The sequence below is a fragment of the Streptomyces sp. AC627_RSS907 genome (assembly GCF_019049165.1).
Window position 1 is genome coordinate 1 of the sequence record NZ_JAGMUE010000081.1, and the last position, 12,855, is coordinate 12,855.

A 12,855-nucleotide genomic window follows, 5' to 3' on the forward strand; every position below is an offset into this window, starting at 1 on the left:
GGGTACGGCGGGACGGCTGGGCCGGGCGGAAGCCGGTGGGACGGGAGCTGCGCGGGGAGGCGAGGTCCGCCGGGACCTAGGCCGGGGCCGTTGTGCCGGCGGGGCCGGTGCTGGCCCGCAGGGAGATCGGTGGTGCGAGGAGATGGTGCCGGGGTGCGGCGCCCGGGTGGTCGAGGCGTTCCATGAGGAGTTCGACGGCACGCCGGCCCATCTCCTCCGCCGGCACGTCCGCCGCGGTGAGCTGCGGCGTCACCGTCTCCGCCCACCGGCCGGCCACCACGCCGGTGACCGAGAAGTCGCGCGGCACATGACGGCCCGCCTGAGCGAGCGCCCGGTAGAGGCCGCCCAGAGCCGCCTCGTTCAGGGTGACCAGGGCCGTGGTGGCCGGGTCGTCGTGGAGGATCTGCTCCACGCACGCCTGACCCGACGCGGCGTCGTCCCCGCAGCAGTACGTCCGCACGGTCAGCCCGCGCTCCGCGGCGGCCTTGGTGAACCCGTCGAGTCCCCGGTGGGCGGATTCGTATCCGGCCCGCAGCAGTTGCTCCGGCCGGTTCACGAAGGCGACCCTGCGGTGGCCGAGGTCCGCGAGATGGTGGACGCACGCCGCCGCCAGCGCGGTGTGGTCCAGGCCGACCCACCATCCGTCCTCCGGACGCGCGGTGCGGCCGATGGCGACCCAGGGGAAGTCCAGCGCGGTGAGGTGGTCGACCCGGTCGTCCTCCAGCCTGATCTCCATCAGGATGGCGCCGTCCACGCGCCGCTCCCCCAGCAGGCGTTGGAACGAGCGGTCGCTGTCCGCACCACTCGGTGACAGCAGGACGTCGTGATCGTGCGCCGCGGCGGCTTCCACGACGCTGCCGATGAAGTCCAGCTGCATGCCGGTGTAGTGGTTCCCGGCCGGCGGGAAGACCAGGCCGATCGTGCTGGTCCGGCCGTTGGCGAGGGCACGGGCGCTCGCGTTGGGCCGGTACCCCAGCTCGTCGATGACCTGCTGGATCTTCCGGCGGGTGTCGTCCGAGACGGGGCGCTTCCCACTGAGCGCGTAGGACACGGTGCTGCGTGAGACACCGGCGCGGCTGGCGATTTCACCGATGTTCACGGCGGCTCCTCGGTCGGATCAGTGGGCGCGGATCAGTGGGCGGCTGCGAAGGGGTGGTGCGGGCAACCGGTCAGGCGGCGCTGACGATGCGGAAGAGGTGGCGACCGGCGGTCGAGGTGGTCGAACCGGTTCGCTACGGCGACGTTAGAAAGGGCCCCAGCCGCTGTCAACACTCTGCGCCGGCTTTTCCGCGACGGCGGCCCGGACACCTCGCCTTTACCGGCTCCAACTCCCTCTGTCCTGAGTATTGCTGGCCGGTTTCGCCGGTGCTAGCTTCCCTCGAACCGGTTCGACAGAGGCGGTCGTTCCTGACAGCGGTCGTTCCTGACAGCGTTCGTCCCTGACAGCGTTCGTTCCTGACAGCGTTCGTCCTTGGCGGCGTCGTTCCTGGCGTCCGTTCCCCTCCGCACCGGTCGGCCGCACCCCGTTGTCCTGCGGTGCCTTCCGTGCGGCGCCCTCGCAGACCCACGTCGAGCACCGGTGAAGCCCCCTCCTCATCCACCGCACCGACTCCTGGAGACCTCAGTGAGACGATCAAGAACGACGGCAGCGGGTGCCGCGGCGGTGGCCGTCGCGGCCACCCTGCTCGCCGGCCCTTCGGCCGGGACGGCCGGGGCGGCGGAGTCCGAACGGCTCGTCATCGACCTCGCCACCGACACGGGCGTCTTCCACGGCGGCGCGTCCGGCTCCCTGTACGGCGTCTACGGGGACGGCGTGCCGAGCCGCAACCTCATCGAGGGCATGCGGCTGCGCACCGTGTCCACCAAGGCCCAGGACGGTCCGCAGCACCCGGGAGCGGACGCTCTGGAGATCCTGCCGCCGTTCGTGGACTCGGGTGGCGAGGACGTCTACATCTACATGACCGACATCTACCGCGGCTTCCCCTACCAGTGGCCGGGCGCCGACGGCCCCGCCCGGCTCGCGGACTTCAAGGAGAAGATCGCGAAGCAGGTCCGCCAGGTCATGACCATGGGCGACTACAAGGACCACGTCGTCTACGTCCCCTTCAACGAACCCGAAGGGAACATGTTCGGCACCGGTGCCTGGAGCTACGACAACGTCTCCTGGCTGGACGACCCGCAGGAGTACTTCGCGGCCTGGAAGGAGGTGCACCACCTGATCAGGAGCCTGGACCCGGACGCGCGGATCGCGGGCCCCAACACCTCCCTGCTCTTCGACCAGGTCAAGGGCTTCCTCACGTACGCCAAAGAGAACGACGTGGTGCCGGACGTGATGACCTGGCACGAGTTGTCCTCGCCCGCGGCGATCCGCACGAGTGTGGCCAGGTACCGCGGGTGGGAGAAGGAGATCGGGATCGGCCCGCTGCCGGTCAACGTCAACGAGTACGGCCACAACTACCACCTCTCGGTGCCCGGCCAGGTCGTCCAGTGGGTCTCCGCCATCGAGGAGTCGAAGATCGACGCCGACCTGGCGTACTGGAACATCGACGGCAACCTCAACGACTCCGCCGTGGAGGCCAACAAGGGCAACGGCCAGTGGTGGCTGTTCAACGCCTACGGCCAGATGTCCGGGCACACGGTGCGGGTGACCGCGCCCCATCCCAACGTGCAGTACACGCTCCAGGGCGTGGCCACCCTGGACGAGAGCAAGAAGCAGTCCAGGACCCTCTTCGGCGGCAAGAGCGGTGACGCGGACGTCGTCTTCCGCAACGTCGACCCCGGGCTGTTCGGGAAGAGCGTGCACGCCACGGTGCAGGAGATCCCCTGGACCGGACAGGTCGGCGACTCGGCGCAGCCACTGCGGCTGACCGACCGGAAGGTCGAGGTCGGCGCGGACGGCACGGTGACCCTGCCGATGCGGGGCATGAACGAGATGTCCGCGTACCAGGTCATCCTCTCCCCCGGCGGCGGCGGGGGCGTGCAGGCCTCGCCCTCGGTCGGCTGGCGCGGGACGTACGAGGCCGAGGACGCGACGTACACCGGCTCGGGCTACTCCAGGAACGGACCGGAGGGAACGCCCTCCGACGTCGGCAAGTTCGCCACGTCCGGCGCCTACAACGTGGGCGGCCTGCGCACCGGCTCCGACGGGGTCCTCGCCTTCGACGTCGACGTCCCGCAGGACGGCACGTACGACCTGAGCGTCTTCGCCAACTCCTACAACCTGTACGGCCTGGTGAAGGAGCAGGGACCGACCAACGTCTTCCTGCGCGTCGACGGCGAGGACCCGCAGGAGCTGCGGCTGCCCCTGGGCTACAAGTGGGTGGTGTGGGGTCACACCGACACGACGGTGAGACTGAGCGCCGGCAGGCACCGGATCACGCTCGCCGCGCAGGATCCCGATCTCGGCGTCACCAGGGGCGACGCGATCATCGACAGGATGGACCTCCGCCTGCGCGACGCGCACGTCACGCAGCCGGCCCTCTACGAGGCCGAGTACGCCACGCTCCACGGAACCCGGCCCGCCTACACCCGTGCCGGCGCCTCCGGTCCCGGCACGGTACCGCTGACCGGCGGCGCCTCCGCGACCTTCTGGGTCCACTCCCCCGCAGACGGTGAGTCCACCGTCTCCGTCGACCACCTGGGCGGCGGCCGGGCGAGCCTGGCCCTCAACGGCGAGAAACTCCAACTGCCCCTGGCCGGGGGCGACAAGAAGGGCACGGACAGGGTTCGGCTGTTCCTCTCCGGCGGCGTCAACAAGATCACCGTGACCGGCGAGTCGGGCGCGCTGGTCCTCGACCGGCTGCGGGTGGCACCGTCGCGGGGGACTCTCGTGTCCAGCGTCCACCCGGCCGAGAAGGGCTCGCTCTCGGGAGCCGCGAAGGTGACCGACACCTACCGCTTCGCCAACGGCGGCAAGGCCGTCACGGACATCGGCGGCGGCACGGCTAACGCCCTCACCCTCGACGTGGTGGCCGCCAGGTCCGGCCGGCACGCACTGACCATCCGCTACTCGAACGGCGAACAGGCACCCGCCACCCACTACAACCCCGACCCGGTCGCCCGGCACGCCGACCTCTCCGTCAACGGGGGCCCGGCCCACCGCGTCCTGTTCCCGACCACCTTCCACTTCAACGACTTCCGTGAGCTGACCGTGCCGGTCACCCTCAGGAAGGGCACCAACCGGCTGACCTTCACGGCGGAGGAACTGCCGGACTTCGACGGTGACACCTACAACCAGTACGACCAGCGGTCTCCCTATGCGCCGGTGATCGACCAGGTCGCGGTCACGCCTCTGTCCGCGCGGTAGCCCCCTCCCGGAACGGCTGAGGCGAGGCCCCGACGTCCCACGGCGCCTCGCCTCAGCTCAGGTGGTCGAGTTCACTCGGCGCCGGCCCTCACTTCGCCTCGCGCCTCTTCGCCGCCCGACGCGACCGCGGCAGCCCTGAGAGTCGTACGGGACCTGCGCGGTGTCCGGCCGGCGGGGACTGCGGAGCAGCCGGAGCAGTCGGAGGCGGACGTGCCGGGCGGGTGCTGCGTGTGGCACGACGAGTGCGGCGTGGGGTCCCGGGTCACCGCCGGTTCGTCCGCGGCAGGGGCCGGCCGCACCAGGGACTCGCGGTGGGCCCGGGCCACGGCGGCCATGTCGTCGAGGGTGTCCCGGGCCCGCAGGAGTTCGTCGATCTGCGCCGTGATCCGCTCGCGTTCGCGGGCCATCCGCTCCAGCGCCGCGTCGGAGTTGTGCACGCTCGGGGAGTCGGTGCACGGCAGGAGTTCGGCGATGGTGCGGCTGGAGAGGTTGGCCGCGTACAGCCCTTGGACGAAGCGGACGCGGCCCACGTCCTGCTCGGTGTACTCCCGCTGTCCGCCCGGCGTGCGGGTGCTGGTGAGCAGTCCCTGCTGCTCGTAGTAGCGCAATGACCGCACACTCACCCCGGCGCGGGCCGCGAGCTCTCCGATTCGCACGACTGTCTCCCGTGGTGGTTCACAGCACCGCGGGTCCTGTGATCCTGTGATGTGCCCCACACGAATCCGCGGTGTTCTCCGGTTGCATCTGACACAGGTGTCAGGTTTTAGCGTACTCGTGTGCTCCGGCGGACGGAGCACCGGCGTACCTGAGGAGAACCAGCATGCCTTCCCTGTTCAGCAGTTACCGCCTCGGCGGGCTCACTTTGCCCAACCGGACCGTCATGGCCCCCATGAGCCGCGTCCGGGCCGCCGCCGGCGGCCTGGCCACCCCCTCGATGGCCACCTACTACGCGCAGCGCGCCACGGCCGGCCTGATCGTCACGGAGGGCGTGCAGCCCAGCCTCGTCGGGCAGTCCAACCCGGGCACGCCCGGCCTGCACACCGACGAGCAGACGGATTCCTGGCGGCAGGTGACCGACGCCGTCCACGCCAACGGCGGACGCGTCTTCGCCCAGATCATGCACGGCGGCCGGGTCTCGCACCACGAGACCACGGGCCTGCAGCCGGTCGGCCCGTCGGCCGTGCCCGCCCCGGGCAACGTGTTCACCCCGAGCGGCCCGCAGCCGATACCCGTGCCGCGGGCCCTGGAGACCGACGAGGTCCCCGAGCACGTCCGGTCCTACGCGGACGCCGCCCGCCGCGCCGTCGACGCGGGCTTCGACGGGGTCGAGCTGCACGGCGCCAACGGCTACCTGATCTCCCAGTTCCTGTCGTCCAACGCCAACCTGCGCGACGACCGCTACGGCGGCTCGGTCACCAACCGGATCCGCTTCGCCGTCGAGGCCGCCGCCGCCACCGCCGAGGCCGTGGGCGCCGCCCGTACGGGCATCCGCCTGTCGCCCGGGGGCGGGATCTGGGGGGTGACCGAGGACGACGCGGCCGAGCTGAACATCGCCCTTCTGACGGAACTGGCCCGGCTCGACCTCGCCTACGTGCACCTGACGGCCACCACCGACGAGGAAACCCTTATCCACCTGCGCAAGACCTGGCCGGGCACCCTCATCATGAGCCCCGCCATGCCCGGCGGCCCGCAGCAGACCGGGCGGGCGGAGGCCGACCACTGGCTGGACCTGGGCGCCGACCTGATCGCCTTCGGCCGCGGCTTCCTCGCCAACCCCGACCTGGTCGAACGCCTGCGCTCGGGCCTGCCCCTCGCCCCCGTCGACGAGGACACCTTCTACCAGGGGGGCGACGCCGGCTACATCACCTACCCGACGTACCAGCACACGGCCTGACCGTGTCCCCACGGGCGACGGAGACGGCCCGGCCGCACCTGCCAGAGCGCCGCCGGTGATGCCGGGCCGTCCGCACCTTCGGGGCGACGGCCCCTTCGCACCGGAGCGCGACGCCACCGTCTCCGCCCGCCCGGCCACCGCCGCCTGCGGGGCGTTTCCAGCGGAAGGCCCCGCCGCGTGACCGGTCGTGCGGCGTGCGCCGTGCTCGGCACAGGGGCCTGGCCGCAGCGGCGCGGCGGTACGGGAACGGCGCGGGCGTTCCGGCAGCGGCGCGGCGGTACGGGAACGGCGCGGGCGTTCCGGCCCGGGAAACGCGTCTTCGGGGGAACGGCGATCGTCGGTGGCGTTCGCCGCGGAAGACCGTGCGGGCGGCCTCCCGGACCGACAGCCCTCGGCCGATGGCGGACAGGCGACGGCCTGGCGGCCACCCTCCGGGTCACCGCCAGGCCGTCGCCTCGCTCGCGTGGATGCAGTAGCGCTCGTACGTGCTCTCGCCGCCCGCTTTGGGGACCGCACAGGCGGTGACCTGGAACTCGCCGTCGCCCACGCTCACCATGCTGGTGAACTTGTCGTTTCCGTACTCGATCTCGGCAGTGCGCTTGGTCCCCCCGGTGACCTCTGCCGTCACCAGGTCTCCCGGGCTCCCCCGCTCGATCCGCCCCCACACCGCCTGGCAGTCCTCGCTGTAGCGGAGCTGGAGGAGGGCCGGGTTACCGACGGTGGGCTTGAAGGTGCGCGCGTCCTCGCCGCATCCCTGGTTCTGCGGGTTCTTCCCCTCGCAGGCCTCACCCGGACAGGTCGGCTCGTCGAGGAGAGCCTTCATGACGTGCTCTCCGAGTGGGGACAGGACGGCCGCCGCCACGGCGCCGACGATCGCCACGGCGTAGGCCAGGGTCGTCGCGCTGTTGCGCCTGCTCCGCCTGCCCGCGGGCGGCTGCGGCCCGGGCTCGGGGGACGTCGCGGAGTTGTCGCTGGTACTGCTCGTCGTCATCGGGACCACCTTGGTACGCTGGCCGGGAGAGACAGATTCCACCCCTGTTGTCACAGGGGAAAGGCGCACGCCGGAAGCACCGAAGGCATACAAGGCCCTCCCCATGCGCCCCTCACTCAGGCAACGACGACACCCGGGCCGGGCAACGGGGCACTCGGTCGGAGGTTGACGCAGGCGCAGCCCGTCGAAGGCAAGAGGTGGCCCAGGCCGGCTCCGTACGACCGCCGGGACGGCACCGCGGCGGCGAGGGCCCGACCGTGCGCGTCCGGGACCGATCCTTGTCAGGTCCGCCGTTCAGCGGCTCGGAAAGGGCGCCAGCTCGAGGTCCCACTGGTCGGCCGCGTGGAGCAGCGCGGCCGCCGCCGTCTCCACCTCCACGACGTACTGGTGCGCGTCCGCCTCGTCATCGTCCTGCCGCCAAGGGGGCATCGCCTCCAGGGACAGGTGCACGCGAAGCACCGCCCCACTCCCGGTGCGGCCGGCGAGACCGAAGGCCAGGACCGGCTCGATGAAGGAGAGGTCCGGGGACAACGTGCCGTCGGGGTCGGGTCCGGTCACAGCCACCGTTCCCGCCGCCACGGCTCGGAGCCAGACGGCCACCTGACGGGCTTCATCGGTCAGCAGACAAGGACCGGCGAAAGTCCAGCTGCCGTCCGTGGTCGTCACGCGCCCACCGACGACCAGCCAGTTGTCGTCGTGGGCGTCGCCCCTGGCGGTGCGGAACTCGTAGCGCAGCGGGCGGAGGGAGACTGTGTTCCTGTGATCGGTCAGTTCCACCACCGCAGTGTGTCACCAGCCGCGCGCGGCCCACGGACAGCACGCCCCTACCGTTCGCAGCGGGTAGGACGGCTCCCTCCCACGGCGTGCGTTCGAGGCGGGTGGGAAACGGGAGACCGCAACCCGCTCGGGCGCCGCAGCGTCCCACTCCACGACGGACGAACACCGATCACCCGGGAGAGTACGTGAAGAAGGGCCGGACGACGGACGCGGAGAGGGAGAAGGACCGCGAGAAGTGGATGGCGCGTTTCCAGGTGCGGCTGGCCATGCAACCGGGCGTGGACCGGGACGTCGTGCTCCGGGCGGTCAAGGATGTCACGGCGCACTGCGCGGATACGGGAGAGCACCCGCGGACGGCCTTCGGTGACCCGGACACCCACGCCGTGCGGGCCGCGGCGCGGCTGGTGCCGGCGGACCGGGCGGAGCGCGAGAGGCGGCACGACACCGTGGTGGACAAGCTCCGCTCCGTCGTCCAGAGGGCCGAGGGCATCACCGGTCCGTGAGCGGTCGAAGAGGCTTCCCCCAAGGTCCGGCACTCGGGTTCCGACACGGGCCGAGGCCCGCCGGCAGGCAGTCGGCTCCCTCACCGGCTGCCGGTGTTCCGTCGGTTCCCCTCGCCGGGGCACGATGGTGGTGACGATGCGGGGCGGGTGGGGGACGCGGTCGGTGGGCCGGTTCGGTGCGGGCCTCGCAGGGATCGTGCTGGCAGCGGTCGCCGGTGTGTCCGGCTGCCAGAAACCGGATGATGCCGTCCGTACCGGGGCGGGAGGCTCGGGCATCGCGATCCGGTACGAGACGCCCACGGGCACCGACCGGGACGACGCGGCGTTCCTGCGCGGGCGGAAGGTGGTGGAGGAGGCCGCGTCGGCGGTTTCCGCTCTGGTCGAGGTGGACCGGCCGATATCCGTCGGCGTGGTCTCGTGTGACGGCGAAGGGTCCTCCTACGATCCCGAGTTCACGCGCGTGGAGGTCTGCTACGACGAGGTCTCCGAGACGCGGGAGCTCTTCCGGCGGGCCGGACCCGGGCGGGCGGACGACGACGTGGCAGCCGTCATGCTGGAAACGCTGTACCACGAGATGGCGCACGCCCTCGTGGACGTCCTCGGACTGCGCGTGCGCGGCCGGGAAGAGGATGCCGCCGACCAGTTCGCCGCCCTGATGCTGCTGCGCGGGGGCGCCTTGGGTGAACAGCGGTTGCTCGCCGCCGCCGACGCCTGGCACCTGTCCGAGGTCACGAACGAGGACGCCGACGACGGGCCCGACGAGCACTCCTCGGACGGCCGGCGCGCGGTCAACCACCGCTGCTACGTGTACGGCGCCGCCTCCGGCCGCCACCGGGGACTGGTGGGCACGGACGCCCTGCCCGCCGAGCGGGCGAAGGGGTGCGCAAGGGAGTGGAGCGCTATACGCGCCTGGTGGATGACAGCGCTCGCACCGCGTCCGCGGGCGGGCTGACGAGGCGTGCGCCCCGGCGTTCCCCCTCGGCTGGACGGCGTGGTCCTCCCGGTCGGCGACCGGGTGTTCCCAAAACCCGCGACCGCCGCGCGGCCTCCGGTGCCGGACGAAGAAGCCGTCGCGACGCAACCGCCCGCCATAAGAAGCCTTATGGCTCGGGGAAACACACGGGGATGCTCGTCGTGGATCCTGAGGTTGTCAGCGGTGCCGCCCCCGCCAGGCTCCGGCGGCGCACGTGACGCAATGCCCTTCCCGACTGACAAGGCCAGGCATCAATGTCGAAGATTCTCATGGTCATCTCCGCGGCAACCAGTCTGAAGCTGGCCGACGGATCCACTCACCCCACCGGCTACTGGGCCGAGGAGGTCGCCGCCTCGCACAAGGTCCTCAAGGCCGCCGGCGTCGGCGTGGACTTCGCCACCCCGGCCGGTGTCCGCCCGGCCGTCGACGATCTCAGTCTCAGCAGCCAGGGCGGCGTCTCCGAGGCGGACGCCGACGCGTTCCGCGCCTACCTCGCCGGCATCGACGACGAGCTCTCCACGCCGCTCAAGCTCTCGGACGTGCGGGCGAGCGACTACGACGCCCTCTACATACCCGGCGGTCACGCCCCGATGGCCGACCTGGCGCAGGACGCCGATCTCGGCCGGCTCCTGAACGAGGCCGACGCCCAGGGCAGGACCGTGGCCGCCCTGTGCCACGGCGTCGCGGCCCTGCTGAGCGCGACGGGGAGCGACGGTGGTTTCACCTTCGCCGGCCGGACCCTGACGTCCTTCACGGACGAGGAGGAGCGCCAGGGCGGGCTGGGCGACAACACCCCGTTCTTCGTCGAATCCCGGCTGCGCGACAAGGGCGCGGTGCTGCGGACCGGCGCGGCCTGGAGCAGCAAGGTCGTGGTGGACGGCAACCTGATCACCGGGCAGAACCCGCAGTCCAGCGTCGCAACGGCCGAGGCCGTCCTCAAGGCCCTCTCCGCCGGCTGACCCACCGCCAGGACATCGGCGGCCGGGAGCGGGGCGGCATCACCAGCGCCCGGCGTCCCGGCCGTCGCAGCCTCGCCGTCCCTCGCCCGGCCGCCGTGGACGGCAGGGGAAGACGAGACGGACGGGACGGCGGAGCAGCGCAGTACGGTGTCGGAGTGACACGTCGGGAGCGGTCGGCCTCCGCCGTGGACCGATCACCTGAACGACCGAGGGAGAGAGCCCGCGTGCCCAGCCTGGACCTCCTGGCCACGTTCCTGGAGATCTACCGAGCGGGATCCCTTTCGGCCGCGGCCGACCGACTGGGCGTGACCCAGCCTGCCGTCACCGGCCAGCTCGCCCGGCTGGAGGAACAGGTCGGGGAGCCGCTGTTCCTGCGGTCCCGCAGGGGAGTCACCCCCACGCCCCGCGCCGCCGCCCTCGCGGCCCGGGTGGGCCTTCACGTGGACGGGCTCCAGGACGCGCTCGGGCCGGCGCACACCGAGCCGGCCCTGCACGGGTCGGTGCGGATCGGCGGCGCGTCCGAGGTCATGTCGGTGCGGGTCCTGCCCGCGCTCGCCTCTCTCACCGGCCGCGGCCTGTACGTCCACGCGACGCTCGGACTCGCCGGCCACCTGCTCGCCGAACTGTCGGGCGGGCGGCTCGACCTGGTGGTCTCCGCCATCCGGCCCACACACCGTGACCTCCTCGCCGAACCGCTGGTGGACGAGGAGTTCCTGGTCGTCGGCACGCCGGCGGTCGCCCACACCCTGAGCGCCGACCGGCTCCGTACCCATCCGGCGGAGGCCCTCGCCGGCCTCCCGCTCGTCGCCTACGCGGAGGACCTGCCGATCGTGCGCCGCTACTGGCGCAGCGAGTTCGGCCACCGCCCCGCCAACCCCGTCGCGCTCGTCGTCCCCGATCTCCGGGCCGTCCTCGCCGCTGTCGAAGCCGGGGCCGGCATCTCCGTCCTGCCCCGCTATCTGGCCGAGCCGGCCCTGGCCGCCGGCCGCGTCGTCCAGCTCCACGAGCCCGCGTTCCCCCCGCTCAACACGCTGTACCTGGCCACGCGGAGCGGCGCCCTCCCCGACCCCGTCCTCGGCGTCGTACGGGACAGGCTGATCGACGCGGCCAGGAAGTGGGGCGGACTGTGACACGGCCCCGCGGCCTGGGCGTTGCGCACGGCATGGACGGGCTGTCCCGGCCCGCGCCCGCGGCACCGGCCGGATGAACCGCGCCGCCGTGGGTTCCTCGCTCGTCGACGGCTTCGCGGACGGTGCCGGCCTCGGTGCGCAGGACGGTGCCGGGCTCGGTGCGCAGGACGGTGCCGGGCTTGACGAGGCCACGCGGCGGAGCCCCTTCCCCCGCAGGTGTCGGACGCGGGGTCGGGGGCTCCTCCAGTGGCTCGGCCGTCGTGTGTCTACGGCACCAGGACGACTTTGCCGACGACGGTGCCGGATTCCGCGAGTCGTACGGCTTCGCCGACCTCGGTGAGGGGGATGCGGGCGGCGACCTGGGGGACGAGTGCGCCGTCGGCGAGCAGGGTGAGGACCTGGCCCAGGTCGGTGTGCAGCTTGGCGCGGAAGGTGTGGAGCCTGCGTCGGCCGGCCCAGATGTTGTAGAAGTGGGCGCTCTTGCCGCCCGGGAGCGAGTTCCAGAGCATCAGGCGGGCGAACAGTTTGAGGACCGGGGCTTTCGACGAGCCCTGGACGTCGCGGGTGGAGGCGGTGCCGTAGGCGACGAGTGTGCCTTTGGCGGCGAGCAGGCGGTAGGAGGTGAGGATGCCCTCGCCGCCGATGTGGTCGAAGACCGCGTCGTAGCCCTGGGGGGCGTGTGCGCGCAGTTGGTCGTGCATGTCGGGGGCCCGGTAGTCGACGGGGGTGGCGCCCAGTGCGCGGACGGCGTCGTGGTGTGTGGCGGAGGCGGTGCCGACGACCTGGGCGCCGGTGATGCGGGCGAGTTGGACGAGGGTGGAGCCGACGCCGCCGTTCGCGCCGTGCACGAGGACGGTCTGGCCGGGGCGGATCTTCGCGAGGCGGTGGAGCATCTGCCAGGCGGTGATGCCGTTGACCACGAAGGTCTCCGCGTCGGCGGGGTCGACGGAGTCGGGTACCTCGGTCAGGTCGCCGGCGTCGACGGTGACGTGGGTGGCCCAGGCTCCGGTCTTGGTCAGCACGGCGAAGCGCCGTCCCAGCAGGTCACCGGGGACGCCCTCGCCCACGTCGACGGCGCGTCCGACGAGGTCGTAGCCGGGGACGAAGGGGAAGGGTGGCTGGTCGAAGTATTTGCCGCGGCGCATCTGCTGTTCGGCGAAGGAGACCCCGGCGGCTTCCATGGCCAGCACGACCTGCCCGGGGCCGGCCGGGCGGGCGGGCCGGGTGCGGACCTGGATGCCGTCCGGGGCGACGATGCCGGGGAGCACCGCTTCGGTGACGGTGGTGGTGAAGGCGGGGGTGCGGGCGGGGGAGTTGTGGGT

10 protein-coding genes and 1 pseudogene are annotated in these 12,855 nt (G+C 72.1%); 6 read left to right on the forward strand and 5 right to left on the reverse strand.

Translation table 11 applies throughout. The annotated features are described in order from the left end of the window. Nucleotides 1–76: 76 nt before the first annotated feature. Nucleotides 77–1,099 (reverse strand): LacI family DNA-binding transcriptional regulator, encoded by a 1,023-nt coding sequence (locus KUM32_RS18805; protein WP_217143079.1) that lies wholly within the window; start codon nucleotides 1,097–1,099, stop codon nucleotides 77–79. Nucleotides 1,100–1,624: 525 nt separating this feature from the next. Here KUM32_RS18805 and KUM32_RS18810 point away from each other — a divergent pair. Next, a complete protein-coding gene (locus KUM32_RS18810) occupies nucleotides 1,625–4,306 on the forward strand; it encodes a cellulosome protein (protein ID WP_308408679.1) in 2,682 nt (893 codons plus the stop codon). A gap of 287 nt (nucleotides 4,307–4,593) precedes the next feature. Here the strand turns inward: KUM32_RS18810 and KUM32_RS18815 are convergent. Beyond that, nucleotides 4,594–4,962, reverse strand: a pseudogene (locus KUM32_RS18815) (MerR family transcriptional regulator); the annotation flags it as partial. A gap of 164 nt (nucleotides 4,963–5,126) precedes the next feature. On the opposite strand from KUM32_RS18815, the gene KUM32_RS18820 reads away from it, so the two are divergent. Continuing rightward, nucleotides 5,127–6,200 carry an alkene reductase gene (locus KUM32_RS18820; RefSeq protein ID WP_217143080.1) on the forward strand — a complete coding sequence of 358 codons (1,074 nt, stop codon included), beginning with the start codon at nucleotides 5,127–5,129 and terminating at the stop codon, nucleotides 6,198–6,200. A gap of 436 nt (nucleotides 6,201–6,636) precedes the next feature. Here KUM32_RS18820 and KUM32_RS18825 read toward each other — a convergent pair whose 3' ends face one another. Continuing rightward, on the reverse strand, nucleotides 6,637–7,191 hold the full coding sequence (locus tag KUM32_RS18825) for a DUF2690 domain-containing protein (RefSeq protein WP_217143081.1): 555 nt from the start codon (nucleotides 7,189–7,191) through the stop codon (nucleotides 6,637–6,639). 294 nt (nucleotides 7,192–7,485) lie between these two features. Beyond that, nucleotides 7,486–7,968: a hypothetical protein gene (locus tag KUM32_RS18830; RefSeq protein ID WP_217143082.1), complete on the reverse strand. Its 483-nt coding sequence runs from the start codon at nucleotides 7,966–7,968 to the stop codon at nucleotides 7,486–7,488. A 239-nt stretch (nucleotides 7,969–8,207) separates the two neighbouring features. On the opposite strand from KUM32_RS18830, the gene KUM32_RS18835 reads away from it, so the two are divergent. From KUM32_RS18835 to KUM32_RS18850, 4 genes are all read left to right on the forward strand, one after another. Next, nucleotides 8,208–8,471, forward strand: coding sequence for a hypothetical protein (locus tag KUM32_RS18835; RefSeq protein WP_217143087.1), 264 nt, complete (start codon nucleotides 8,208–8,210; stop codon nucleotides 8,469–8,471). Between the two features lie 163 nt (nucleotides 8,472–8,634). Beyond that, a complete protein-coding gene (locus KUM32_RS18840; RefSeq protein ID WP_217143083.1) occupies nucleotides 8,635–9,423 on the forward strand; it encodes a DUF4344 domain-containing metallopeptidase in 789 nt (262 codons plus the stop codon). 275 nt (nucleotides 9,424–9,698) lie between these two features. Beyond that, nucleotides 9,699–10,403 carry a type 1 glutamine amidotransferase domain-containing protein gene (locus tag KUM32_RS18845; RefSeq protein WP_217143084.1) on the forward strand — a complete coding sequence of 235 codons (705 nt, stop codon included), beginning with the start codon at nucleotides 9,699–9,701 and terminating at the stop codon, nucleotides 10,401–10,403. 224 nt (nucleotides 10,404–10,627) lie between these two features. After that, nucleotides 10,628–11,533, forward strand: a complete 906-nt coding sequence (locus KUM32_RS18850; RefSeq protein WP_217143085.1) for a LysR family transcriptional regulator — start codon at nucleotides 10,628–10,630, stop codon at nucleotides 11,531–11,533. A gap of 266 nt (nucleotides 11,534–11,799) precedes the next feature. Here the strand turns inward: KUM32_RS18850 and KUM32_RS18855 are convergent, their stop codons facing one another. Continuing rightward, nucleotides 11,800–12,801, reverse strand: coding sequence for a medium chain dehydrogenase/reductase family protein (locus KUM32_RS18855; protein WP_217143088.1), 1,002 nt, complete (start codon nucleotides 12,799–12,801; stop codon nucleotides 11,800–11,802). Nucleotides 12,802–12,855: the final 54 nt, after the last annotated feature.